The sequence below is a fragment of the Marinobacterium lutimaris genome (genome assembly GCF_900108065.1).
In the GTDB taxonomy this organism is placed as follows: Bacteria; Pseudomonadota; Gammaproteobacteria; order Pseudomonadales; family Balneatricaceae; genus Marinobacterium_D; species Marinobacterium_D lutimaris.
Genome location: NZ_FNVQ01000003.1, coordinates 136643 through 160867 on the forward strand (window position 1 = coordinate 136643; position 24225 = coordinate 160867).

The following is a 24225-nucleotide window of genomic DNA, read 5'->3' on the forward strand; positions in this document are numbered from 1 at the left end:
GACCGGGCAATGGCGGAAAAACATTCTCTGAATAGGTACACTGGCTTGGCGCTGCTTTACCACCCACCTGTCGATCTGCACAAGGAGTCCCCATGGCCCACGAGATGAACCGCTCCACCCGCACCCTATCCGCTGACGAACTGGAGGCGCTCCAGACTCCCGAAGTAAAAGCGGCGCGAGAAGACCTGGCCGCCTGTTTCCAGATGGCCGCCCGTCTCGAGATGGAAGAAGGGATCTGCAACCACTTCTCTGCGCTGGTACCGGGCCGCAACGACCTGTTTCTGGTCAACCCTTACGGGCTCTCCTTCGGTGAGGTTAGCGCATCCTCCTTGCTGATCTGTGACTTCGACGGCAATGTCCTGGCCGGCAAGGGCCGCCCCGAAGCCACCGCGTTTTATATCCACGCCCAGGTTCACAAACACTGCCCCAATGCCATCGCCTGCTTTCATACCCATATGCCCTGGGCCACCTCGCTGACACTCTCCGATGCAGATCCGCTGCTCTACGCCAGCCAGAGCTCACTGAAATTCTATGGCCGCGTGGCGGTAGATACCGACTACAACGGCCTGGCGCTGGGGCCGGAGGAAGGTGTGCGCATCGCAAAATCCATGGGCACCGCGGATATCCTGTTTATGCGCCACCACGGCGTGATGGTGACCGCACCGAGCATCGCCGAAGCCTGGGATGACCTCTACTTCCTGGAGCGTGCCGCCCAGGTGCAGCAACTGGCGCTTTCCAGCGGCCGTACGCTGGTGCCGGTAAGCGACGAGATCGCCCGCAAAACCGCGCAGCAGATCCGCGAAGAGGACGCCACCAGCGCCGAGATGCACCTGGCCAGTATCAAGCGCCGCTTGAAAGGCGATGTGGCGCCGTTTGATGCCTGAGGACGAGCCTACCGATGCTGAACCTCGCAGCCGCCGCCTGAACGCGGCGGCAGTCTCGGCGCTCTTACCTCTTACTTATCACCTCTTACCTCATTACCTCTGACTGTGACCGCCACAGGGCGAGAACCCTGCATGCGATCTACACTCTGCATTAACGCAGCCCGGGCCTGGCCGCTGTTCAAGCCCTGTCCCGGGTACCGCACCGGCTGACAAAGAGTGTTGCCTCCCCGGCGCTGGCCTGATCAGAAAAAATAACCCAATATCAATAAAATAGATCATCTTCGAGTTTGGATATCACAGAGAGAACGCTATGAGCCCCTCATTTCTGACCGCCCCCCTGTTACTCGCCGGCACGCTTGTCGCCGCGCCGGCGATGGCCAGCAGCTGCGCTGACCTGAGCCAGCTGGACCTGTTCGGCGTCGAGATCAGCAATGCCGAAGCCCAACCGGCACAGACACTGCCGCCGGACCCCATGAGCGCCATGACCGGCAGCTCGCCGCGCCCGGTCGAGGTGGGCGCTCACTGTCTGGTGGAGGGCAAAATCGATGATCGTGAAGGTGTGAACGGCCGCTACGGCATCCGTTTCCAGATGCGTCTGCCGGATCAGTGGAACGGCCGCTTCCTGTTCCAGGGCGGTGGTGGCATGGACGGGTTTATTGCCCCGGCGATCGGCTCTATCCCCAGCACCGGATCAACCGCAACACCGGCCCTGAGCCGCGGTTACGCCGTGGTCAGCATGGATGGCGGCCATAATGGCCAGGGTGGCGATTTCGCCGAAGACCAGCAGGCACGGCTCGATCTGGCCTATGTCGCCATCGGCAAGGTGACCGATACCGCCAAGGTGCTGATCCAGGCTCGTTATGAAAAAGCGCCCGAACACTCCTTCTTCATGGGCTGCTCCAACGGCGGTCGCGAAGCGATGATGGCGGCCCAGCGCTTCCCCACCGAATTCGACGGAATCGTCGCCGGCAACCCCGGCTTTCATCTTTCACGCGCATCGCTGACCCAGGCCTGGGATGTACAGACGCTGATGTCGGTAGCGCCCAACGGCGACCTTTCCCAAGCGCTGACGCAGTCCGATCTGGATAGCGTCTCCAGCGAGATTCTGGCGCAGTGCGATGCAAAAGACGGACTGGAAGATGGGATCGTTGCAGGCCAGTGTGACTTCGATCCGGAAGCCCTGCGCGGCAAGCTGGCCGATAACAAGCTGGATGCGCTGCTGACCGTAATGAACGGCCCTAAAGGTAAAAACGGCGAGGCGCTCTACAGCGACTGGCCCTGGGATCCGGGCATCAACAGCGCAGGCTGGCGCGCCTGGAAGCTCGGCAGCGAACAACGCCCGGCCATGAACCTGTCGATCGGCCCCGCCTCGCTGACCAAACTGTTTATGACCCCGCCGCAGGAGAGCATTCCGGAACCGCTCGACTTTGACGCCCTGGCCAGGAACGTCAGCTCCGTGGGCGGCTACTTCGATGCCGACGAGGTATTTCTCTCTACCTTCGCCCACCAGGGCGGCAAGCTGGTGATCTTCCAGGGCCTGGCGGACCCTGTCTTCTCTGCCAACGATATCGCCCGCTGGTACACCGAAGCCTCAGCCATCACGCCAGACACCGCCCGTCTGTTTATGGTGCCCGGCATGACCCACTGCGGCGGCGGTAACGCGACCTTCGAAAACTTCGACCCGCTGACCCTGCTGGAGAACTGGAAAGAGACCGGCGAAGCACCGCAGATGATGCCCGCGCGAGCGCCATCAATGCCGGAACGGGAGATGCCGCTTTGCGCTTATCCGACCTATGCGGAATACCAGGGAGGTGAGGTCAATAACGCGAGCAGCTTTGCTTGTGTGGAGCCTTGAGGAATGGAGCCGCCGTTCTGGACGTCAGGCGGCTTTTGGCCCTTATGACGTTAAGCGCCTTCTCATGTATCTGGATAGCGGACATTTCTTTCGTCATAGCAGACTAACCAGTGCTGCCGATACTGGTCCGAAGCGGCTAGCCTACTGTCACTATGACAAGCGCTCTAAATGGTTCAGCATGAAGCCTGTTGGGGTGAGTCCACTAAACTGAGCTCTGCCCCCCTATTTTTACTGGTGGGGCTGAGCGTGGTAATTCCCTATATCGGTGCAGCCGTGGTCACCATCCCGGTGGCCATGATTGGCCTATTCGCGTCCGGCTGGGGCAGCCTGTTTATCTGGGTGATGTTGGCCTATGGCGTGATTCAGGCGCTGGATGGTAAAGTTCTGGTGCCCATTCTTTTTTCCGAGGTGAACAATCTGCACCCGGCGGCGATTATCGTGGCGGTGCTCTTCTTCGGCGGTATCTCGGGGCTGTGGGGTGTGTTTTTCGCCATTCCGCTCGCCACCATGCTCAAGCCGGTGTTTGCCGCCTGGCCGGTGAAGGAAACAGCACCACCGGCCATTGAGGAATGAGGGAGCGCCCGGAGCGTTGTAGGGTTTAGAGGCGTCATGCCAGGGACAGGCTTGATGAGTGTAAAGGGATGAGTTCGCCGGATATCTTGTATTACCACCATGATCGTGTCGATCTGCGTGGCGTGGCCTGGCTGGTCGCTATCGTCGGCCTGGCCGTGTTAGCGATCGCTCTACCGATTATCCACAAACACACCTCAGAGCCGGCCACGTTGACCATCGGCGTGATCGCCGTGGCCATCTGGCTCACGGTACTGGCGGTATACGGCTGGCATATCCGTCGTGCCCGGGGGCGTGCAGACACGATAACAATCGATGGTTCGGGGTTTGTTTCCCACCTGTTCGGACGTGTCGATTTTTCCGATATTGAAAGCCATGCCGTTGGCCGGGATGTCGGGCTCTTTCGCTGGGAGCGCAGTGCGCCATCGTTACGGTTGACGCTGGCCGACCAGCGACGTCTCTGTTTCCATCTGGATGCACGCCACTATTGCGAGGACCTTCTGGATTACGTGGCGTTTGTCGATACGGTACGCGCACGAATTAAAGTGCTGTCGGACGGGGCTTCACCAGCCCCTTTGGTACTTGGCTGTGCGGTAGTGTTCGCCGATTCACCGGCGGATCGACAGCACGCTGCCAAGGCTGCAACCAGCGAAGGCGATACGGTAACGCACGCCGATGTGGACCAGGAACCGGTGCCGCAGGCCTCGTTCAACGACACTGTTTCGCAACGCCCTGACAGGGCCAGCGATGATCAGACGACGGCGCGCGATGATGCCCAGGGCGCAACGGCTGGCCTTATGAGTCGGGCGAACCAGCAGGCTGATCGCCGTTTCAAGCACCAGATGACGCGCCACAGCAAATGGGCTGCATTGGCCATGATGCTGCTGCCGCTGTCCTATGCGATCCGCTCCTGCGATATGAGCGGGCTCAAGTCCGGCCCGTTGGACGATGTGGCCGAGCATGCTCCGGCCGCGTTTGAGCGGAGCCGAAACCTGATACAGAGGGCCGTCGCGGAAAAGGGCCCCGTCTATTTGTGGAGTAATACGCAAGAGGGGACGGTCAAGCCCGTTCTGGTGCCGAATATCAAGATTCACGGCATTGGCATTGATTCGCTGGATACCATGAACACGGCCGGCAAAGTCCTGGATTTCATCGTCAATGATGAGGCCGAAGGTTATCGAATGGGTGTCCAGCACGACGCAACCTTGTCACTATCCCGGTATTCCAAGATTTCTCTGCGGCCGGTCGAAGGCGAGAAGATACTGTTCTTTTTCCTGGTGCCTCCCAAGGGCGTGGATACCGAAAGCCGCACCGGCCGGGCCCTGCCGGATATCAGTTGGCGTGTAAGCTATCGCAACATCAACAATATCTCTCAGCAGATCGATCTGGCCGACCGGCGCCTCCCGATGACGCTGATTGCGCGTTGGAGCCAGATGACACCAGCGCCCCGGATCATGGTTGCGGCCTCCCGTTATCACGGCATGACCGACGCCGCCTTCGATGCGGCGGTGACGCAGGTAAAAGCCGACTTCGAGCGTCGCGGCATCGACACCTCGAACTTTGAAACACGTCGGTTCGATACAGGCACGGTGCGACAGCCCGATGACGATTCCAATCTTCGTTCAACAGAGGGTCCATAATGGCAACCTGTGATTCCAAACAGCCGGTTCCTCAGCGTACAGGGGCGGTCTTTTTTGTACGCGTGGCGTGTCAGGATCTCAAGCGCATGGCGATCAATGAAGGCATGACGGTTTACCGGCTCATCACCGACGGCGGGGTCTTTTTCTTCGACAAGAGACAGTTTGACGCGGACAGCCTGCAGCGCCAGTTACACCGCGGCGACACGTTGCTCATCGGCGCGCATCGCCTGCGCGACGGCAGCGCCTGGCTGCACTGGATCAGTGATGCTGATAACAGGGCCTGGGCCGCTAAGCCGGTGCGGCGGCGCTGGCTGCCCCCGTTTGCGCTCGCACTATGCTGGGTGCCGATTGCCATCGCGCTGATGTTACCCGGCACTGTTAATCTGGGCTGGACCTTGCTGAGGATCCTGCTGTTCGCGAGTGCCGCTGGCACATTGGGGTGGTCTTTGTATCGGCTGCTGCTGGAATGCCACCCCGGGCGGCGTCGGCTGTGGGCCGCGCTGGATGGGCTTCGTAACGGCCGGCAGCCAGCCTTGTCTGCCCCCCCGTCCTACGCGAGCGCCCCCGATCTGGCCCTGGCCGACGGTGTATACGATGGCATGGGGCTGCTCCAGGGGCCGTTGAGCTATGTTGGCGTGGTGTCGCGCACCTACGGCAGTGGTCGCTACAGCTACACCATGGACGAATACCAGTTGCGCTGTTCGGGCAAAACCTTCCACTTGCGCGCCGGGGCCTGGGACTGGCTCCGGATGATCGACCCGGTTCTGATCCGCCGGCAGCCGATGTTCCTGGCTGAAGGTGACCGTGTCGTTCTGCTCACCTCTATGTGCGATGGCGAGGTGCGCGGCCTGCTTAATCATAGCGACGGCAATGCCCATATTGTGTACAAGGGGACACCGCATACGCCGATGGGGCGCCGTATTGTGCTGGGGCTTGCGGCCTTCATTCCGATATTCTTCTCGGTCCTGCTGCTCAGTTTTGAGGTGTATGGCTGGTTCGACCGCGGTGTTGGCCCCGACTACTGGGACTGGATCGGGTTACTTCAGTTCGGCGGCATGGTGCTGCTGATGCTGATGCTGCTCATCGGGGCTGTCGTTCTGATCGGCGAGCGTTTCCATCATGGCTATTATCGAAAACGCGCCCAGCCACCCATCGAAAGGATTCTGGGTATCGCGTTTCAGTGGCGGTTACGACAGCGCCGAAGTCCAACGGTTAATGAGATGTTCTGACCATGGTCCCTGTATGGATACGGCCGTGGGTGCTCACGGCATTGCTCTGTTACGCGGTATTTGGCTTCTACTGGTACCTGTTTGTTGGCTATGCCGATGGCTGGCACAACCAGCCGAAACAGCATCTGGCCACGAAGCTGGCCGAGCCGGTGGACTGGAGCGAGCTGAAGACCGCGGCGGCTGGCGAAGATGTGTTGCTGAGCGTCGCCTCGACCGGCCGGGACGGAGAGGTCGAAGCCTGTGCGCGTGAGGGTCGCTGTCCCGATGGCTGCCAGGCCGGTGGACGCGTGGCGACAGGCGATGCGCGCCCCGTGCTCAACTGCCTGTTATCCACACCTGAAGCCGATCCGAACGATCCCGAGCAACAGGTTGAACGCATGTTACGGCAGCGGGACCCGCTTGGCCTGAGCTATCTGTTGCGCAGCACTGATGGCCGGTTGGCCGTCGTCGCTCGCCTGCAGGGCGACGTCAAGAACCTGCAGTGCGGGCCGAATGGCGTGTGCTACCTCATTGCCGAACTGCCGGGTATCGCGAACCGGACGGTCTTCGTTTCAAACGATTTCGGCCATCACTGGCGCGTCGCCGCCCGGAACGTACTTGAAAAAGCCTATGTACCGAAAATCATCGGTATTGACGATCAGCGGGTATGGGTCGATGGCTTCCAGAGTATCTACCTGTCGGAAGACAGCGGCCGGCACTGGCGCATACTCGCGACCGACGACCGGCTGCGTGAATACGATGCCAGCGTGGTCGGCAAGGAGTCACACAGTGACCGCACGAGTGATCACTTTCGGTGGCGTCTGGATGATGCAGGCCAACTTTATGCCTTCACCGGTGACAGTTACAACACAGTTTCGGGGGTGGGTATCTACCGGCTCAACGCCCGCACTGGCGAGATCCTCTCCGCCGCCCGCCGCGACGGCAGCCTGACCCGACTGGAAAACGGCCCCGGCGGCCAGCTCTTTGGCCTTTACCGGAGTCCCGAACCCACTCGCCATACCCTGTATCGCCTGCATCAGGGGCAGTGGTCGCCGGTGCTTACGGCCGGTAATGCCCGATTAGCTAGCCTGTACGCCAGCGAGAACGCGCTCATCGTCAAAAAAGGCCGCGGCGATGGTCGCCATATACTGCTCAGCCGTGACGGTGGCCAACACTGGCAAGCGATGGACGATATCTATATTGAAGGGCGTATGAGTCTTGACCCGGCGGAGATTGGCTGGCTACGCATGGGCTACCGCAATATTGAGGGCTATTACGGCTATCACTGGGTCCGGCCGTAGCAGCAGGCGAGGCCTCATACCAGAGGGATATCGGGGTCGGGGATATCGGGGTCAGAGTAGCATTTCTGACTCAACCTGACAGACCGCTTTGGATCGAAAGTGACTGCCGAGGCCGATCCACGCAACGTCTGCTCTGCGCGCTAAGCAGCCCCTGTTCGATAGATGACTTGATAGCCGCTTTATGCCACTAAACCACTTCTGGAGGCCCGGTTTAAAAGGTCCACAACCTTCGGCGCTCAGTCAGCGCACCCCAGAACGCGACCCAGCCACCGACTTTCGCTCTCAGTATCCACGCCTAAGATTCGCACGCCCTCAACAACAGACTTAGTCTGAAATTTCATCGTTTCACGATAGTCATGGCTTCTGATCAGGCATAGAATCGCCTGCCGTTTCTGCTTCACTTTTCTTTCCGGACACTCCCGATGACAACCACCCGTCGTTCTGCACCGTCAGCCTGGCTGCCGGTGATCAGTATGGCTTTTGCCGCTTTTGTGTTTAATACCTCCGAGTTTGCGCCCGTCGGGTTGCTGAAGGGGATTGCCGATTCCTTTGATATGCATATCGCCGATACCGGGCTGATGATCACCATCTATGCCTGGGTGGTATCGCTGGTTTCCTTGCCGGCCATGTTTATTTTCAGCCATAACGAACGGCGCAAGTTGTTGCTGGGCGTGTTCCTGCTGTTTGTGATCAGTCATCTGCTCTCGGCCCTGGCGTGGAACTTCACCGTTTTGATGATTTCTCGGCTGGGTGTCGCCCTCGCGCATTCCGTATTCTGGGCGATTACCGCGGCGATGGTGATGCGGGTAGCACCTGAGGGTAAGAAAACCCAGGCGGTCAGTCTGCTGATTGCCGGCTCCTCTCTGGCCAGTATTCTTGGTCTGCCGGTGGGGCGTATCGTCAGTGAATGGTTCAGCTGGCGGATGACTCTTCTGCTGATCGGTATGGTTGCGGGCCTGATTATGCTGGTGGTCTGGCGGGTGATGCCGGTGCTACCGAGCCAGAACGCCGGATCACTGAAAAGCCTGCCATCACTGATGCGTCGCCCTGCACTGTTGGGCCTCTATGTGCTGGTACTGCTGACCGTCACCGCTCACTTCACGGCGTACTCCTACATAGAGCCGCTGGTTCAGGATGTGATGAAATTCAGCGGCGGCTTTACCACCAGCCTGCTGTTTGTATACGGACTCGCCGGGCTGGCGGGCACTCTGGTGTTCAGCCGTTTATACGGCCGCTTTCCGCTGGGGGTTCTGTTCGGTGCCATCGGCGTGATCAGCCTGTCGATGCTGCTGTTATTACCAGCGGCGAAAAGTCATGGCTGGGTGACGCTGATCTGTGCCTTCTGGGGCTTGGGCATTACCTTTATGACCCTGGCCGGTCAGCTGAAAATCCTGGAACTGGCTTCCGATGCTACCGACGTTGCCACCGCGATGTTCTCTGGCATTTACAACATCGGTATAGGCGGCGGTGCGCTGATTGGCAGCCAGGTAATCATTCATTCAGGCCTGACGCAGATCGGCTATTCCGGTGCGACGCTGGGGATAATGGCTCTGGCCTGGGGCTTAGTGTTTTGTCTCTACTTTATGCGCCGCGCGCAAATGCCAGCAGGCATGAAGGAAAACCCGGCAGTGGGGGTTCAGCCCGCCGAGTAAAATTGAAAACCCCGTGTCGAGCACTGCCGCCACGGGGTTTCTTCTTGCAGTGAGATCCCAGTTCTCTTCAAACTTTTCGGGCGCTTGCCCATTTGGCTCACTTGTTTCACCTAGAATATAGCCTAAATTCCAAACCTCGCCACAAGCCGGATTGACCCGCCTAAAATCCGAACTGGTCTTTCCTTCCGCGCTCATTTTTCAGCTTGAAGCTACAGACCACAACATGAAATCAGTGCTCGTTACTCAATGTATCCTCAGAGCACTCTCATCGCATCTATATGCCAGCAGACACGTTCAAACACAGTCAGATCCCCGCTACTGATCAGCTCCAGGGGAGATTTGCCTTCGTAGTAGGGATCTTCGTGCGGGCTGGACATATAGCCGTATATCTCCTCCGTGTCGTCAAAGGCTGTACCGAGCGATGTGTGGATATTCAATACGAAATTCACCCGCTCACACTGCTCCTCACTGAGGACTTCAGGAAACGGCTGGTCAGGATCCAGCTTGATGATAGCGAGCGCCTGATTGGGCGTGCACTGCCATTGGACGAGTACATTCAATACCTCGGTAAGGCTGGTGCTCATAGGTTGAAGCCTCAATAAACAGTCTTTAGGTTGTCCCGCCGGCAATGGCCGGCCTCCGAACGAACAGGTCACTGATTATTAAAGTATAGATAGCTTTACAGGTAGAGAGTTGGGGAGAAATCTCACACGCGGGCAGGATTAAACCAGCCTTGAGGCTAGCTCTTCGATCAAACCATAAGCAAAAAGTTATACAAATCATAGATAATATTAATTTTTACTTATTCATACCCCGATGCAAACTGCCCCTACTTGGCCAGCACGCTGGTAATCAATTTTGGAGGTTTTGCCATGTGGATACTCAACGCTGCAGACTATGACGATCAGATCGCTGCCGATTGGCCGCAGAAGCCGATTCCCCTGCCGCCGATGCCGCACCAATAAAGAAACGGGCGCTTTCACCAAGCGCCCGTTTTTTGTTTTACCTTCCTATCAACTGCCTGTTCCATCAACTGCCTGTCCCATCTTATGCCTGACCCAGCGGTCCTGGTGGCACTGGATGTCACAGAGACTTCGTCTCACCGGACGGTCTGCACACCCGCCTGCTTCATATACTTTCCGAGCAAGATAAGTGAGGTGCCGGAAGCCAGCATATGAACCCCCAGCAATGTCCCGAGCAGCAACATGGTCGCAGCAGGCGACGAGAGGACAACACCCGCCAACACCAAGGGAATGATGCCCGCAATCAGTAGCGGCCAGAACAGCGGAGTACCGCGCTCTCTAATTCCCAGTATGATCTGCAGCACGCCGCTGACCGCGAATAACACCAGTATCAAGGTGGTCAGCGAGATGACGCCCGACAGCGGGTTGGCGATAAAAGACCAACCCAGCAGCAGCGTCAGAATACCAATAGCCAGAGAGCCCCATTTGCGCTCCGCCTTTCCCTCCATGAAATAGAGGCCCGTTTGCGCCGCCCCTCCGATTAGCAGGATCAAACCGGTAACAATGACGATGGCGCCGGAAGCCACGGCGGCATTCAGAATAACAACCAGGCCAAGAGCAAAGGTCAAAACGCCCGCCCAAAATACCTTTGTAGATTTTTTCATTTCAAAAATTCCTTTTCGATAAATTAAAAATCATTGAAATTCTATTAAACCTCTCGCTCTCCTCAACTGGCCATGCTCCTTTTATCACCTGCCTGCCTCGCAGCAACAGGCTTCGAAATTAAACGGGTGGCGGTCAACGACAGACCTGCCGAAAACTGCTAAGCAAGCCACTGCTTAAAGGTTTTCTGTCTATTGCCAGCCTCCCCTTACCCTAGCCTAAAGAAGCCAACACGCCACAAAAACAGATGCTTCAGAACAAACTTTGCGAGCGCCAGGCGCGGAATTCCTGGCCGACTTGATCCCTGCCCCCTGGCAGGTCGGAGGCTGTTGTTAAACGACACACGCTGCCCAAGGCTCAAAGCCACACCTCAGCAACGGCCATCCATAAGCTAAAAATTATACTAATCATAGACAATATTAATTTTTACTTATTCATGCACCGATGCAAACTGCTCCTACTTGGCCAGCACGCTGGTAATCAATTTAGGAGGTTTTGCTATGTGGACACTCAACGCTGCAGACTATGACGATCAGATCGCTGCTGATTGGCCGCAGTTGCCGATCCCCCTGCCGCCGATGCCGCAGCACTAATAGATAAACGGGCGCTCACTCTGAGCGCCCGTTTTCGTTTTCTCACCGCCCAATTCAGCCTGCCGGCTGGTAAGTTGGATAATCCACGTAGCCTTCGGCACCGCCGCCATAGAACGATGACCGGTTAACCGACGCCAGCGGCCAACCGTTGCGGGTACGCTCGACAAAATCCGGGTTGGCGACAAAGGGAGTGCCAAAGGCCGCCAGGTCGAGCACTCCATCCGCAATCATCTGGTCCGCCTGCCCTGCCGACAAACCGCCCGCCAGCATCAAGGCACCCTTCCAGTTATCGCGAATTTGGCCCAGCAGCCCACTGGTTATCAGTGCTTCCTGCGCGGCCAGGTGCAGATAGACGACGCCTCGCGCCTGCAGCGCTTCGGTGATATGTAGATAGGTCTCGGCGATATCGGCATACAACGGCATCTCGCCCAACTCGTTATAGGGCGAGAGGCGCACGCCTGTGCTATCGGCGCCGATCTCATCTACCACCGCATCGACGACTTCCAGCAGAAAACGGCTGCGGCTCTCCAGAGTTGCGCCGCCGTACTGGTCTTTCCGCGTATTCAGCAGCGGGTTAATAAACTGCTCGATCAGGTAGCCGTTTGCCGCGTGGATCTCCACACCGTCAAAACCGGCCTCTATAGCGTTGGCCGCCGCCTGACGAAACTCGTAGACCACATCTTCAATACCGGCTGCATCCAGCGCTTGCGGTTCACTGGCCGCCAGATCGCGGGCCTGGCCCTGGTCGTCGTAAGCAAACGCCTTACCGCCCGCTACAGCCACGGAGCTGACCGGGGCGCCGTTATTCGGCTGAATGCTGCGATGAGAGACGCGGCCCACGTGCCAGAGCTGGGCGAAGATTCTTCCGCCCTGCTCATGAACTGCGTCGGTCACAGCGCGCCAGGCATCCACCTGGCGGTCGCTGTAGATACCGGGCGTGTACAGGTAGCCCGTGCCCTGACGGGAAACCGGCACGCCCTCACTGATAATGAGTCCGGCGCTGGCACGCTGGGCGTAGTAAAGCGCGGTGTTGTGGTCGGGCACGCCATCGACGGCACGGGAGCGCGTCATCGGCGCCATCACTACGCGGTTGTTCAGCCGGGTGGCGCCCAGTTGATAGTCGCTTAACAGGTTGTCCATCTTGTGCCTCCTGTTCAGCTCTGTGCCCAGGCCTGGCCGATCAGTTCGATGGAACGGATACGCGCTTCAGGATCATGAATCCAGGAGTTGAGCATGATCTCGTTGGCGCCGGTACGGGCAACCAGGTCGTTCAGCTTCTCGCATACCTGTTCGGCGGTGCCCCAGGCGGATTCCCGCAGCTGATTGTGGACGCGCTGCGCTTCGCTGACGTGCCACAGCTTGTTCATATCCTCGACGGGTTTCGGCAGCAGCGTATCGGTGCCGCGCCCCAGGTTGAGGAACTTCTGCAGCTCCGTAGTGGCCAGGTACTCCGCCTCCTGCTGGGTGTCGGCAGCGACAGCATTGACGCAGACGATCACGTAGGGCTTATCCAGCTGCTCGGACGGCTGAAAGTTCTCGCGGTAGTAATCGATGGCCGCCTGCATCGCATCCGGCGCAAAGTGAGAGGCAAACGCCAGCGGCAGACCTTTCATCGCCGCCAGCTGCGCGCTGTAGGTGCTGGAACCCAGCAGCCAGAGCGGGATATTCAGCCCCTGGCCGGGAATCGCCTTGATCTTCTGGCCGCGAGCCGCCGGCTTAAAGTAACCCTGTAGCTCTTCCACCATCTCCGGAAAATCCAGGCCATTGGAGCGCACGTCACGGCGCAGCGCACGCACGGTCTGCATATCGGTACCCGGTGCACGGCCCAGACCCAGATCGATGCGGTTAGGGTAGAGCGACTCCAGCGTACCGAACTGCTCGGCCACCACCAGCGGCGCATGGTTTGGCAGCATGATGCCGCCGGAGCCCAGACGGATACGGGAGGTTTTGGCACCGATATGGCTCAGCACCACGGCGGTCGCCGCACTGGCGATATCGATCAGGTTATGGTGCTCAGCCACCCAGAAGCGGTGGAAGCCGGCCTTTTCAGCAGCCTGCGCCAGACGGGTGCTGGTTTCCAGGGCATCGGCGGCGTTAAAACCCTCGCCAATAGTGACCAGATCCAGCGCAGAAAGCGGTACGGTGTTGCGCGTCATCTTCATTCTCCTCAGCCCTGATACAGGCCGTTTAAACATCGTCGTAATTCAGGCTGCAAAGTATGATTGGTCACATAAAATCGATAAACAGGGTTACATTCCAATCAATGTAGACTTAAATTCTCCAATAGAGACCCGACTCAGCGTTTAGACTGGCTTCTTTCATTACAGTGGATTGGATTGAGGAGCACGATGAACGACAGCCGCTATTACGCCATTCGCGATATTGCCCACCGCTGGTTCGCCTTCTTTGAGGGCCAGACCGAGAGCCTGGAAGAGCACCTGCAACTGTTTACGCCGGACGTGCGCCTGGTCCACGCCGGTCAACACCTGCTGGCCGAGGGACAGTCTGCAATGGCTGACTGGCTGAAACAGGTGCCGCCGGCAACAGACTCACACTTTATAAACGCCCTGCACTGGCAACCGACATCGGATAACCGAGCCCGGGTTGAGATGGAGATCGGCTACCAGGTGATGCAAAACGGCGAGCTGGTCGGCGGCGCGGTCATCGAATACCAGACTGAAGTGGTGTTTACCGAATCCGGTGAGGCAGCGTTCAGCTTTCTGCAGAAGACCCCGGTACGCCAAAACCCGGACCGGGAGTTTAAGGATTCCTTCGCCGCCAACCGCCTTGGCGCCAGCGCCGCACGAATCGACTTTCTCCTCACCACCTGCCAAGCCGACCAGATCGCGGTTGAACTGATGGAGCCGGACGCAGGCGTACAGTGGCAGCAGCTGATAGCCCAACGAGGCGCAGAAACCCTGACCTCCGCAAGAACTGGCGAGCAGGATGAAACCGCCCTGTCTCTGACACTGAAGCTTTCCGGCACACAAAGCCTCAGCCTGCTACTGACGGAACAGGCTGGTCGCTATTTAAAGGTGCGGGCGATAGAGTTGGATTGAACTGAATTTGATTGCGCTGAATATAACCGAGTAAGGCAGCGATAGCCGATTATGCGGAACACTGATCATCTGGGCGGGATAACCGCTTTTGTCACCACCGCCCAGCTGGGCAGTTTTACCGCAGCGGCAGAACGGCTGGGCCTGACCCGATCTGCCGTGGCCAAGAGCGTTGGCCGTCTTGAAGAGCGGCTGGGCCTGAAACTGTTCCAGCGCTCCACCCGGCGGCTGAGCCTGACGCCGGATGGCGAACGCTACCTGGCCAGCTGCCAGAGCGCTCTGGATATTCTGGATGAAGCGGAAGCGGATCTGACCTCGCACATCACCCGCCCCGCCGGGCGTTTGCGGGTCGACCTGCCCGCCGCATTCGGGCGCCAGCGGATTCTGCCTCTACTGCTGGAGATCGCGCGGGAATACCCGGAGTTATCGCTGACCGTATCCTTCAGCGAGCGTTTTGTGGACCTGATTGAGGAAGGTATCGACCTGGTGGTGCGGATCGGTGAACTGGCCGACAGCAGCGGTCTGGTCGCCCGTCGTCTGACCACGCAGAAGCTGGTGATCTGCGCCTCACCGGATTATCTGCGCCAGAACGGCGAACCGGATTCCATCGACGCGCTGAGCCAGCACCGCTGCATCGTCGGCGTGCGCCGCAACCAGCCGGTCTCCTGGCTGATGAAGCAGCCTAATGGCGAACTGACACGGGTAACGCCTCCCGCCACCCATGAATTCGCCGATGGCGAGGCACTGCTCGGCGCGGTACTCGGCGGATGTGGCCTATCCCAGCTGCCGTTATGGCTGGTGGGCGAACACCTCAACAGCGGCGCCCTGCAGGAGGTATTGCCGGGTTATTCTGGCGGCGAGGTGCCGATCAGCGCCGTCTGGCCCCATAGCCGCCGGGTGTTACCGAAGATCCGCCATGTGGTCGACCGGCTGGTGGAAGCTTCCGAGCAGGGGTTGCTGGACTGAGCCTTAGATCGCGGTTTTGCCCCTAACCTCAGGCCGTCCGATAGCCCCCGATCATCTGCTCCAGCTGCTCGATCGATTCATCCAGCCCCCGCGCCATGGTATTGAGTCGGCCCGACTCAGAGACGATATCAACATTGCGATCCACCACCTGGTGTATCCCCCGGTTGATCTCAGCCGAGGTTGCGGCCTGCTCTTCACAGGCCGAGGCAATCTGGGTGTTCATGTCGCTGACCGCACGGATCGCCTCCTGAACCTGCACAATCACCTGCTGGGTATGCGCCACCGCTCCGGTCGTGTCGGCCGAACGCTGCTGGCCGTTCTTGATCGCCGAGATCGCACCGTCGGACACCGATCTCAGCTCTCCCGTGGTCTGGCGAATCTGGTCGGTGAAGTTACGGGTACGCGTCGACAGCGTTCTAACCTCGTCCGCTACTACGGCAAAGCCCCGGCCGGAGTCGCCGGCACGGGCCGCCTCGATGGCCGCATTCAGCGCCAGCAGGTTGGTTTGATCTGAGATATCGTTAATCTGGTCGCTGAGCTGGGCGATGGAGCTCACCTTGTTTTCCAGTTCGGTGACGGCACCCAGCGCCTGCCCCAGAATCCTGTTGGTTTCTTCGGTCAGCTGTACCGCTTCATCCATGCGCTGACGCCCCTGGTCCGCACCTTCGGTGGCGCTGACCGCCGCTTCGGATGCGCCCTGAGCATGGCAGGATACATTCTGCACGCTGTCTGACATCTCGTTGGTAGCCGTAGCCGCCCGCTCCATCTGCTGTTGCTGCTGTTCGACGATCTCTTCGGTATTGCTGCTCACCTGCGCTAACTGCTCAGCGTTATCACCCAGCTGTTTGGAGAGATCCCGCAGGCGTGCGATCAGCTGGCAGAAACGCTCGAGCATATCGTTGAATGCAACGGCGGTGGGCGTATTGCCCGGCAGGCGACCGGTCAGATCCTGCTTGCTGGAGAACGCCTGCACGATCGAAATCATGCGGTACGCCTGAGCGCGTTCGGCCCCCATACGCAGGGCAAAAAACACCAGTATCGCCGACTCGAACACCACAAAAGCGGCGTGGATAAAGGTAATCCCCCAATTGCAGCCGTAGTTGTAAACCATGATCGGCATATCACCGAGAGACGCAGTCCCCAACTGCAGCAGGGTCAGTAGTACGTGATGCACCGCGATGGTCGCCGCCGCGACTACGATAGGTAGCCAGTCCCGATAGATCGTCAGCAGCGCCAGGGCGGCAAAGATATGAAAGTGCATCTCCAGCCGTCCGAGCTGGGTCTGGATCATGATCGCAGACGACAACATCAGGCAGATGGCGAAGAGCGCTGAACAGGCGCGCGTGCCACGTAGGAACCAATAGCCGGCAGCGGCGATAAGACTGACCAGCAACGAGGCGGTCAACGCAAAATTCATCGTGCCGTAGCCAATCGGGATGATAAAGGCGAGCACCGGGAAGTGCAGCAGCAGGATACCCAACATCTGCTTGTCGTTGCGCAGGGTGTCTAGCAGTGCCTGGTCCTGGGTGTGGGGGCTTAGGTCAGTCACGGTCTTAGTCCTGTTAAATGGTCTGCAGTAGTTTTTGTAGGTCAGATTCCATTCTGTCGAGGTCCAGCACCGGCTGGGTGTAGATCAGTCTTTTGCGCCATCCAGTGGTTACCACATAAAGATTGGCGGTGTGATCAAACTCATACCCGGTAGCGCTTTGAACGCGAGCCGCAGTGTCACCGTAGGCCAGGGCGAGGTTTTGCGCCAACAGGGTGCTTTCTGGTCTGACCACCTTGAAGCTGGGTCCAAAAACACTCGCCGCCCGCTGCAGCACCTCTTCGCTGTCTCGCTCCGGGTCCAGGGTGATAAACACAAACTCGACCGGATGCCCCCTCAGCCGCTGCTGTAGCTGAACCAGATTGACGATCTGCGCCGGGCAAACGGTGCCGCAATTGCGATAGCCAAAAAACAGCACGCGCAGGCCGTTATCGATCTGGGAATCAGCCAGTTCAAGCGGCGGCACCGGATTATCGACGGCGATGCCGTAGTAGTCATCCCGGTCGGTCCACGCCGGCAGAAAAGGCAGCGCGAGGCCGAGTAGAAAGGTGAGCGGAAAAAGGATGAGAGCAATCTTTTTATTCATGGGTGAAGCCAACCACCAGACTCAGCTTAAGCGTAGTATGTCGATTCCGAGCTATCCGCCGGTCGCCTGGGGGCTCCGGGTACAGCAGGGTCGTTCGCCAGATTTTTGGGCCGATACATCGCCTGCTCAAAGACAGGGGTACGGCAACCAGCACTAAGCATCTGCTCCATCAGAGGCTGCAAAGCAAGCTGACACAGGCTACCTGGGCCGTAAAAACCACTTATTACCTGGGGTCTTAGCCAGCGGCGGCAAAGTTACTTCAGGCAAAATCGTTGGTCAATAGATACACAATATTTTTCGTCTAACTGGTCAGGATTAGTCGCGTCTAACCATATAAAGGTCTCAATAGTGTCAAATGAGGTCCGCATTCAGTGAGGCGCATTACCCAAGTCCACCTGACGAGCGAGCAGGATCTGTTATGCTCAAAGCACAACGACTTTGGCCTGAGCGCGGAGGTATAGGGAATTGAACCAGGTTTGGGCGGGCCTGATGCTGATCAGCATCCTGGTGGCTGCGGCACGCTGGATAGGCGGCGATGCCGAAGTGTTGCAGAAACTGGTCGACAGCGGTTTCGACATGGCGAAGCTGTCGGTGGATATAGCCATCGGACTGGTGGGGCTGCTGACGCTCTGGTCCGGCTTGTTCCGAATCGCCGAAAAGGCCGGGCTGGTTGAAAAACTAAGCCGCGCTCTTGCTCCCCTTTTCTCCCGGCTGATGCCTGAGGTGCCACCCGGTCACCCGGCGCAGGGGGCGATCACCATGAACCTGGCTGCCAACATGCTGGGCCTGGATAACGCCGCTACGCCACTTGGCATCCGCGCCATGCAGGCGCTGCAGCAGCTTAATCCTCTCAGCAACACCGCCAGTAATGCCCAGATTCTATTCCTTGTATTAAATACCTCATCGGTGACTCTGCTGCCGGTGACGATCTTTATGTACCGTGCCCAGGCTGGTGCCGCGAGCCCTACCGATGTGTTCGTACCGATTCTGCTGGCGACCACCGCCTCTACCCTGGCCGGCCTGCTGGCGGTAATGGCGATTCAGAAGATCCGCATGGATCGGGTGATTCTGGGCTCCCTGGCGGCATTTGTCGCCGTCGTGGCCAGCTTCGTTTACTGGCTCGGTCAGTTGCCGGTGGACCAGCTTTCCCAGGTGTCATCGACCATCGCCAGCGGCCTTCTGCTCGGCGTTATAGCCCTGTTTATTCTCACCGGCCTGATTCGTAAGGTGCGGGTTTACGATGAATTTGTCGCAGGCGCCAAATCCGGGTTTGAAACCGCAGTAATGCTGATCCCCTATCTCGTCGCCATGCTGGTGGCGATCGGTATGTTCCGCGCCAGCGGCGCGCTGGAACTGCTGCTTCAAGGCATCGGCAGCCTGCTGGCGGCCATGGGCATCACCACCGCTTTTGTCGATGCCCTGCCGGTGGCCTTTATGAAACCGTTCAGCGGCAGCGGCTCGCGGGCAATGATGCTGGAGACAATCAACGCTCACGGCGTTGACTCCCTGGCCGGTCGGCTAGCGGCGATCATGCAGGGTTCCACCGAAACCACCTTCTATGTACTGACGGTTTATTTCGGCGTGGTCGGCATCACCCGTATGCGTTATGCGCTCTGGGCAGGCCTGCTCTGTGATGCGGTAGGGATCACCACCGCCATTATTATCGGCATGTGGTTTTTCGCATAAAACACCACCCATGAATGAGGTTTTGCATGAGTGACACCCTCGGCATTCTCGGCGTCGGCCACCTGGCCAGCTATGTAGTTGCCGGCCTGCGTAACGCCGGGGACAAACGCCACATCCTGCTATCCCCTCGGGGAAAAGAAACCGCCGAGCGGCTGCAGGTTCAACACGACTGTGAAATCGTCACCGATAACCAAACGCTGGTCGACCGTTGCGATACCCTGCTGATCGCAGTACGCCCGGCGCAGCTCGAATCACTGCTCAAACCATTGAACTTCAGACCCAATCAGCTGCTGATCTCCTGCGCGGCCGGTGTGTCGCTGGCCCAACTCAAGCCTCGTACTGCGCCAGCACTGGTTGTACGCACCCTGCCGCTCGCCTGTGCCGAGTTTGGCGTCGGCGCCGTGCCGCTCTATCCCTGTAACGATAGCGCCAGCTCGCTGCTTTCCAAGCTCGGCGAACTGATCGTCTTTGAGGATGAAGCCAAGTTTGAGCTCGCCTCCACCGCCGCCTGCATGAACGGCTGGATCTACGATTTCCTCGACCAGCTCAGCGGCTGGTTCGCCAACCAGGGCCTGAGCCCAGAGCAGGCCCGTGCGCTGGTCACCCAGCAGGTCAGCGGCGCCACCGCTCTCGCCTCCGCACGGCCGGAGATTACTTTAAGCGAGATCAGTACATCTATAGCGACCGAGGGCACCTTTACCAAAACGGGGCTGGACCTGCTGCGGGAAAAGAAGGCGATGGAACCCTGGAAAGAGGCCTGTGAGGTGATTCAAAAAGCGCTTCGCGAGAGCGGAAAGTAGACACGGTCAGGTAACTGTACCCTATTGCTCGGCCTGCGCGTCTATCCTCATGCAGCCCTCAGATTCACCAGAGAGGCTTAGCCCTTCGCCCAGCGCGTAAGCATCGAAGTAAGCGATATAAGTGGCGCACTCTGCCAGCATGATTTTCCATAAACCTCGGCGTGACCTGGCCCTTTGCTAAAGCCTGCTTAACTGCACTCTCCCTCTGCTCCGGCACTATATTTTCCAGCACTTTTTTCAATCCGATCAACCACCTGACCACTAAGCCGGTGAATCGTTGGCGTGCAGGTAAACGCTATGACGGCGGCTGCAGGCCAGCACAGCAGAAACGCCTTCAGCCAGTGCGCCATGAACTGATCATTCAGGCTGATATTCAAAAACGTAACCCATCCAGACATCGTCGATGACAACACGAATGACATCATGAAGGTGAAGACGATTCGCTGTTTCAATTTCATATAAGTTTTCTCGTTTTGCGCCTGCGTCCCAGGCCTCTGATCTCTTCCACTCTTCACAAGGCCCGCTAAAAGTTGGCACCTAATCGGCACCAAAATAAACTTAGATATCTAAGATAACAAAATAACTTCCGGCACTCCAGAGTGCAGCTCACCCCCTTCTCTAGCGTTCAAGAACTGATCATTTTTTTCTTGACGCAGATCAATCACTACCCTAGCCTCTAAAAACATTAGATATCTAATTTTATTTCAATCTGCTCTACCGTGCAGAACGAAGTCGAAGCAAAAGAGCTCTGATGAGCTCCGAAAAATAAGAACAGAAACAGGAGATATCGATGCTATCCCACCAGGACAATGAACTGTTGTGTCGCGTAGAAGGCGATGCGCCCATGGGTAAGATCATGCGCAGCCACTGGTTGCCTGCTTGCTTGAGCGAAGAGGTTGCTGAGGTCGACGGAAAGCCTGTGCGTGTGCGTTTACTCGGCGAGGACCTGGTTGCATTTCGCGACAGCGACGGCCGCGTCGGCGTTGTCGATGAAAAGTGCCCGCACCGCAAGGCCTCCATGGCGCTGGGACGTAATGAAGAGTGCGGCCTGCGCTGCCTCTATCATGGCTGGAAAGTGGACGTGGAAGGTAACGTGCTGGAAATGCCTTCTGAACCTGACGGCTCATCCCTCTCTGAGAAGGTAAAGGTCAAGGCTTACAAAACACATGAGGCCGCCGGCTTTATCTGGGTCTACATGGGTGACCAGGAGAACATTCCTGAATTCGATCCCCCTGTATTCCAGCCCTCACCGGATACCAAGATCTCGATCGCAAAAACCAAGATAGACTGCAACTGGGCGCAGATTCTGGAGGGCGCGATCGACTCGGCACACTCCTCTACGCTCCACTCCACCGACATGGTGCCTGCCCGTAAAACCCAGGCCGAGGCAGACGACCAGCTCTGGTACAGACCATCCACCGATCGCGCTCCACGCATGCAGGTTGAGGAAACCCCTTTCGGCTTCCGCTACGCAGCGATCCGCCGCCCGATCAAAGATGCCAAGACCCACGATTATGTGCGTACCACGCTGTTTATCGCACCGTTTACGGTTCAGATTCCTCCAAACAACCGCTACAACATAGCCATACTTCACATACCGATCGACGATACTCACACCGCCTTCCACTTCATTGCCTGGGGCGACAAGAGCACCACACCTGATACAGAAAGCTGGCGTAAATTCCTGGCGCTGCAGGTCGGCATCGATCTCGATCAGTCGTTCAACCGTTTTAACACCTATGCCAATGATTACGGCCAGGACCGTATCATCATGAAAACCGGCGAAAGCTTCACCGGTATCAGGGGTATCCCTAACCAGGATATCGCCATGTGGGAAACCATGGGTGCTATCGCGGACCGTTCAGAAGATCGTCTCGGCGCCAGCGATCTGGCGATTGTGCAGTTCCGTCGTCAGATGGTACGCGCTGCAAAATTGGTCGCTGAGGGTGGCGCTGTTATAGGCACCACTGAACCACGTATCCGGCACAGTGAGCTGAAGTCGTTTGAGGGTATAGTGCCAAAGGATACGCAGTGGCGTAATCTGGGTCGTGCTCCAGGTGAAGAGCCGCTCGCCGAGCCGAAGGCGGAAGTCGAAGAACCAGAAGTCGTAGCCTCTTGACCTAGCGAGCCCTTGACGATGAGTAAATTGAATCTGTCTGTGGCGGTCGGCAACTACGACCGCATGCGCCCCCTGGTGGATGGCGACGTACAAATTGACGGTGTCGATCCCGTCTTCATGCTACACGACCCGGAAGAGATCTTCTTCCGCGCCTTCAGGCATGCGGACTTTGATATCACCGAACTGTCGATGAGCAGTTATACCGTTAAAACGGCAAACAACGATTGCCCTTATGTCGGTGTGCCGGTATTCCCGTCCCGGGCCTTTCGCCACACATCTATCTATATCCGTACAGACCGTGGCATAGACAGCCCCGAGGACCTTCGCGGCAAACGGATCGGCGTTCCCGAATATCAGCTGACTGCGAATGTGTGGGTGCGCATGTTCCTGGAGGAGGATTACGGCGTAAAACCGAATGAGATGGTCTGGGTTCGCGGCGGCTACGAAGAAGCCGGTCGGGTCGAGAAGATCACGCTTAATCTGGCTGATGGCGTAGAAGTGATTAACGCCCCAGAAGGCGAAACTCTCTCCAACATGCTGGCGAATGGCGATCTGGATGCTGTTATCGGCCCACGTGCACCGAGCTGCTTCAGCAACGGGCATCCCAATGTCGGCTATCTGTTCCAGGACCCCATGGCCGAAGCCAAGGCCTGGTATCAACGCACCGGCTTATTCCCGATCATGCACCTGTTGGGTATCCGCAAGACCCTGGTTGAGCAACACCCCTGGTTACCTTTTGCGGTGTACAAGGCTTTTGAACAATCCAAGGCTGCGGCCCTCACACGTTTATCGGACACATCGGCAACCAAAGTAACCCTGCCCTTCGTTGAAGATCAGCTCAGAGCAGCCCGTCAGCTGATGGGCGAGGATTTCTGGTCTTACGGATTCGATGCCAACCGAACAACGCTGGAACGCTTTTTAAGCCAACACCACAGGGAAGGCCTTTCCAGCCGTCTGGTGAAGCCAGAGGAACTATTTCATCCGGCCAGTATGGAGAGTTTCAAGATTTGAATAAACGGGGTCCGGCGCGAGGTCGGACACCCGGAACCCTAGGGTATACCCCCAACAATACAACTAGAAAAACCAACAACAAAAACAAGAGGTTCTATGATGATTAAAACAATCAAGCATTGGCTGATTGTACTTGCAGCCGTGAGCACCCTGGCCATCGCATCTCAGGCACGCGCCGAGTCATACAACATGACCGTAGCCGGCGCTTCACCGGGAGGCCTCTGGAGTCTTCTGGGTGCCGGCATCGATGCCAGCGTCAAAAAAGCCTACCCTGGTTCTACCATCACCTACCAAACCTCTGGTGGTGGTATCGCGAACGTAGGGGTACTGGATCGTGACCAGGCCGATATGGCGCTTATCCACGATGCTGAGATGTTGCTGGCAGAATCTGGCAGCGCTCCCTTCCGCGAGCCAATCACCTCCCTGAGCGTACTCTCATACATGTATACCTGGGCGCCTATGCAGGCACTCATGCGCAACAGCTTTGCCGAAGAGTATGGCATCGAGTCTTTTGAAGATATCGCAGAAGTTAAACCGCCCATCGTGGTGGCGATAAACCGTCGCGGCAACATCGCATCCAGCGTCGCTGAAGAGATGTTTAAGGCGATCGGCGTAACGGCTGACGATATCAAAAGCTGGGGCGGCGAGCTGATTTACGCGGCCTCCGATGAGCAGATGAGCCTGATCCAGGACCGTCGCGCCGACATGATTCTGAACTCACTGTTTGTTCGCCACAGCTCCATCATGCAGGCCGGCAATAGCGTCGAACTGACGCTGCTTCCGCTTGCCCAGAGCACCATCGACACCGTGAATACCAATAGCGGTACGATCGCCTTCACCATCCCCGCCGAGACCTATGAATGGTCACCAGCCGAGGTTAACACCGTATCACTGGGCGCAGCCCTGGCGGTGCGCGCCGATATGGATGAGCAGACCGCTTACAACCTGACCAAAGCCCTGTTTGAGAACTACCAGACCCTCGCAGGAGTGCACCCGGCCATGGCCGCGCTTACCCCTGAGGTAATGGCGTCGGTTGAAGCTGTTCCTTACCACAAGGGAGCTCTGCGCTACCTGACCGAAGCCGGCCTGAAATAAGGCCTGCTCTTCAGACAATTAGGGGTGAGTGA

20 protein-coding genes and 1 pseudogene are annotated in these 24225 nt (G+C 57.9%); 14 read left to right on the forward strand and 7 right to left on the reverse strand.

What is annotated here, in order from left to right:
* Positions 1-92 precede the first annotated feature (92 nt).
* The 7 genes and pseudogenes from C4S72_RS15020 to C4S72_RS15050 all read left to right on the forward strand — a co-directional run bounded on the left by C4S72_RS15020 (position 93) and on the right by C4S72_RS15050 (position 9110).
* Positions 93-884, forward strand: a complete 792-nt coding sequence (locus tag C4S72_RS15020; RefSeq protein WP_104003985.1) for an aldolase — start codon at positions 93-95, stop codon at positions 882-884.
* Between the two features lie 310 nt (positions 885-1194).
* Complete coding sequence (locus C4S72_RS15025; RefSeq protein ID WP_104003986.1) at positions 1195-2739, forward strand: tannase/feruloyl esterase family alpha/beta hydrolase; 1545 nt, start codon at positions 1195-1197, stop codon at positions 2737-2739.
* Between the two features lie 213 nt (positions 2740-2952).
* Positions 2953-3312 (forward strand): annotated as a pseudogene (locus C4S72_RS15030) (AI-2E family transporter); the annotation flags it as partial.
* Between the two features lie 68 nt (positions 3313-3380).
* The gene (locus C4S72_RS15035; protein ID WP_104003987.1) at positions 3381-4949 is read left to right on the forward strand and encodes a hypothetical protein; all 1569 of its coding nucleotides are present in this window, start codon (positions 3381-3383) and stop codon (positions 4947-4949) included.
* Positions 4950-5035: 86 nt separating this feature from the next.
* Positions 5036-6178, forward strand: coding sequence for a hypothetical protein (locus C4S72_RS15040; protein WP_146071914.1), 1143 nt, complete (start codon positions 5036-5038; stop codon positions 6176-6178).
* A 29-nt stretch (positions 6179-6207) separates the two neighbouring features.
* Complete coding sequence (locus tag C4S72_RS15045) at positions 6208-7458, forward strand: beta propeller repeat protein (protein ID WP_104003989.1); 1251 nt, start codon at positions 6208-6210, stop codon at positions 7456-7458.
* 422 nt (positions 7459-7880) lie between these two features.
* A complete protein-coding gene (locus C4S72_RS15050) occupies positions 7881-9110 on the forward strand; it encodes a sugar transporter (protein WP_104003990.1) in 1230 nt (409 codons plus the stop codon).
* A gap of 254 nt (positions 9111-9364) precedes the next feature.
* Here C4S72_RS15050 and C4S72_RS15055 read toward each other — a convergent pair whose 3' ends face one another.
* From C4S72_RS15055 to C4S72_RS15070, 4 genes are all read right to left on the reverse strand, one after another.
* Positions 9365-9694 carry a hypothetical protein gene (locus C4S72_RS15055; protein ID WP_104003991.1) on the reverse strand — a complete coding sequence of 110 codons (330 nt, stop codon included), beginning with the start codon at positions 9692-9694 and terminating at the stop codon, positions 9365-9367.
* Between the two features lie 515 nt (positions 9695-10209).
* On the reverse strand, positions 10210-10737 hold the full coding sequence (locus C4S72_RS15060) for an HdeD family acid-resistance protein (protein WP_104003992.1): 528 nt from the start codon (positions 10735-10737) through the stop codon (positions 10210-10212).
* A gap of 645 nt (positions 10738-11382) precedes the next feature.
* Complete coding sequence (locus tag C4S72_RS15065; RefSeq protein ID WP_104003993.1) at positions 11383-12468, reverse strand: alkene reductase; 1086 nt, start codon at positions 12466-12468, stop codon at positions 11383-11385.
* 14 nt (positions 12469-12482) lie between these two features.
* Positions 12483-13484: an LLM class flavin-dependent oxidoreductase gene (locus C4S72_RS15070; protein WP_104003994.1), complete on the reverse strand. Its 1002-nt coding sequence runs from the start codon at positions 13482-13484 to the stop codon at positions 12483-12485.
* Between the two features lie 192 nt (positions 13485-13676).
* Here C4S72_RS15070 and C4S72_RS15075 point away from each other — a divergent pair, with 192 nt between their 5' ends.
* Together C4S72_RS15075 and C4S72_RS15080 are read left to right on the forward strand one after the other, a co-directional pair.
* On the forward strand, positions 13677-14387 hold the full coding sequence (locus C4S72_RS15075) for a hypothetical protein (protein WP_104003995.1): 711 nt from the start codon (positions 13677-13679) through the stop codon (positions 14385-14387).
* Between the two features lie 51 nt (positions 14388-14438).
* Positions 14439-15350: a LysR family transcriptional regulator gene (locus C4S72_RS15080; RefSeq protein ID WP_104003996.1), complete on the forward strand. Its 912-nt coding sequence runs from the start codon at positions 14439-14441 to the stop codon at positions 15348-15350.
* A 28-nt stretch (positions 15351-15378) separates the two neighbouring features.
* Here the strand turns inward: C4S72_RS15080 and C4S72_RS15085 are convergent, their stop codons facing one another.
* Both C4S72_RS15085 and C4S72_RS15090 read right to left on the reverse strand, forming a co-directional pair.
* Entirely contained in the window at positions 15379-16899 is a 1521-nt protein-coding gene (locus C4S72_RS15085; protein ID WP_200826803.1) for a methyl-accepting chemotaxis protein, read from the reverse strand.
* 13 nt (positions 16900-16912) lie between these two features.
* A complete protein-coding gene (locus C4S72_RS15090; protein ID WP_104003997.1) occupies positions 16913-17482 on the reverse strand; it encodes an SCO family protein in 570 nt (189 codons plus the stop codon).
* Positions 17483-17947: 465 nt separating this feature from the next.
* On the opposite strand from C4S72_RS15090, the gene C4S72_RS15095 reads away from it, so the two are divergent.
* A complete protein-coding gene (locus tag C4S72_RS15095) occupies positions 17948-19168 on the forward strand; it encodes a nucleoside recognition domain-containing protein (RefSeq protein WP_235009158.1) in 1221 nt (406 codons plus the stop codon).
* Positions 19169-19194: 26 nt separating this feature from the next.
* Entirely contained in the window at positions 19195-19968 is a 774-nt protein-coding gene (locus C4S72_RS15100) for an NAD(P)-binding domain-containing protein (protein ID WP_160115528.1), read from the forward strand.
* Between the two features lie 188 nt (positions 19969-20156).
* Here C4S72_RS15100 and C4S72_RS15105 read toward each other — a convergent pair whose 3' ends face one another.
* Entirely contained in the window at positions 20157-20426 is a 270-nt protein-coding gene (locus tag C4S72_RS15105) for a DUF2798 domain-containing protein (RefSeq protein WP_235009159.1), read from the reverse strand.
* Positions 20427-20758: 332 nt separating this feature from the next.
* Here C4S72_RS15105 and C4S72_RS15110 point away from each other — a divergent pair, with 332 nt between their 5' ends.
* The 3 genes from C4S72_RS15110 (at position 20759) to C4S72_RS15120 (ending at position 24193) form a co-directional block, all read left to right on the forward strand.
* Positions 20759-22087 carry a Rieske 2Fe-2S domain-containing protein gene (locus C4S72_RS15110; RefSeq protein WP_104003999.1) on the forward strand — a complete coding sequence of 443 codons (1329 nt, stop codon included), beginning with the start codon at positions 20759-20761 and terminating at the stop codon, positions 22085-22087.
* A gap of 18 nt (positions 22088-22105) precedes the next feature.
* On the forward strand, positions 22106-23098 hold the full coding sequence (locus C4S72_RS15115) for a substrate-binding domain-containing protein (protein ID WP_104004000.1): 993 nt from the start codon (positions 22106-22108) through the stop codon (positions 23096-23098).
* A 96-nt stretch (positions 23099-23194) separates the two neighbouring features.
* Positions 23195-24193 (forward strand): TAXI family TRAP transporter solute-binding subunit, encoded by a 999-nt coding sequence (locus C4S72_RS15120; protein WP_235009160.1) that lies wholly within the window; start codon positions 23195-23197, stop codon positions 24191-24193.
* Positions 24194-24225 lie beyond the last annotated feature (32 nt).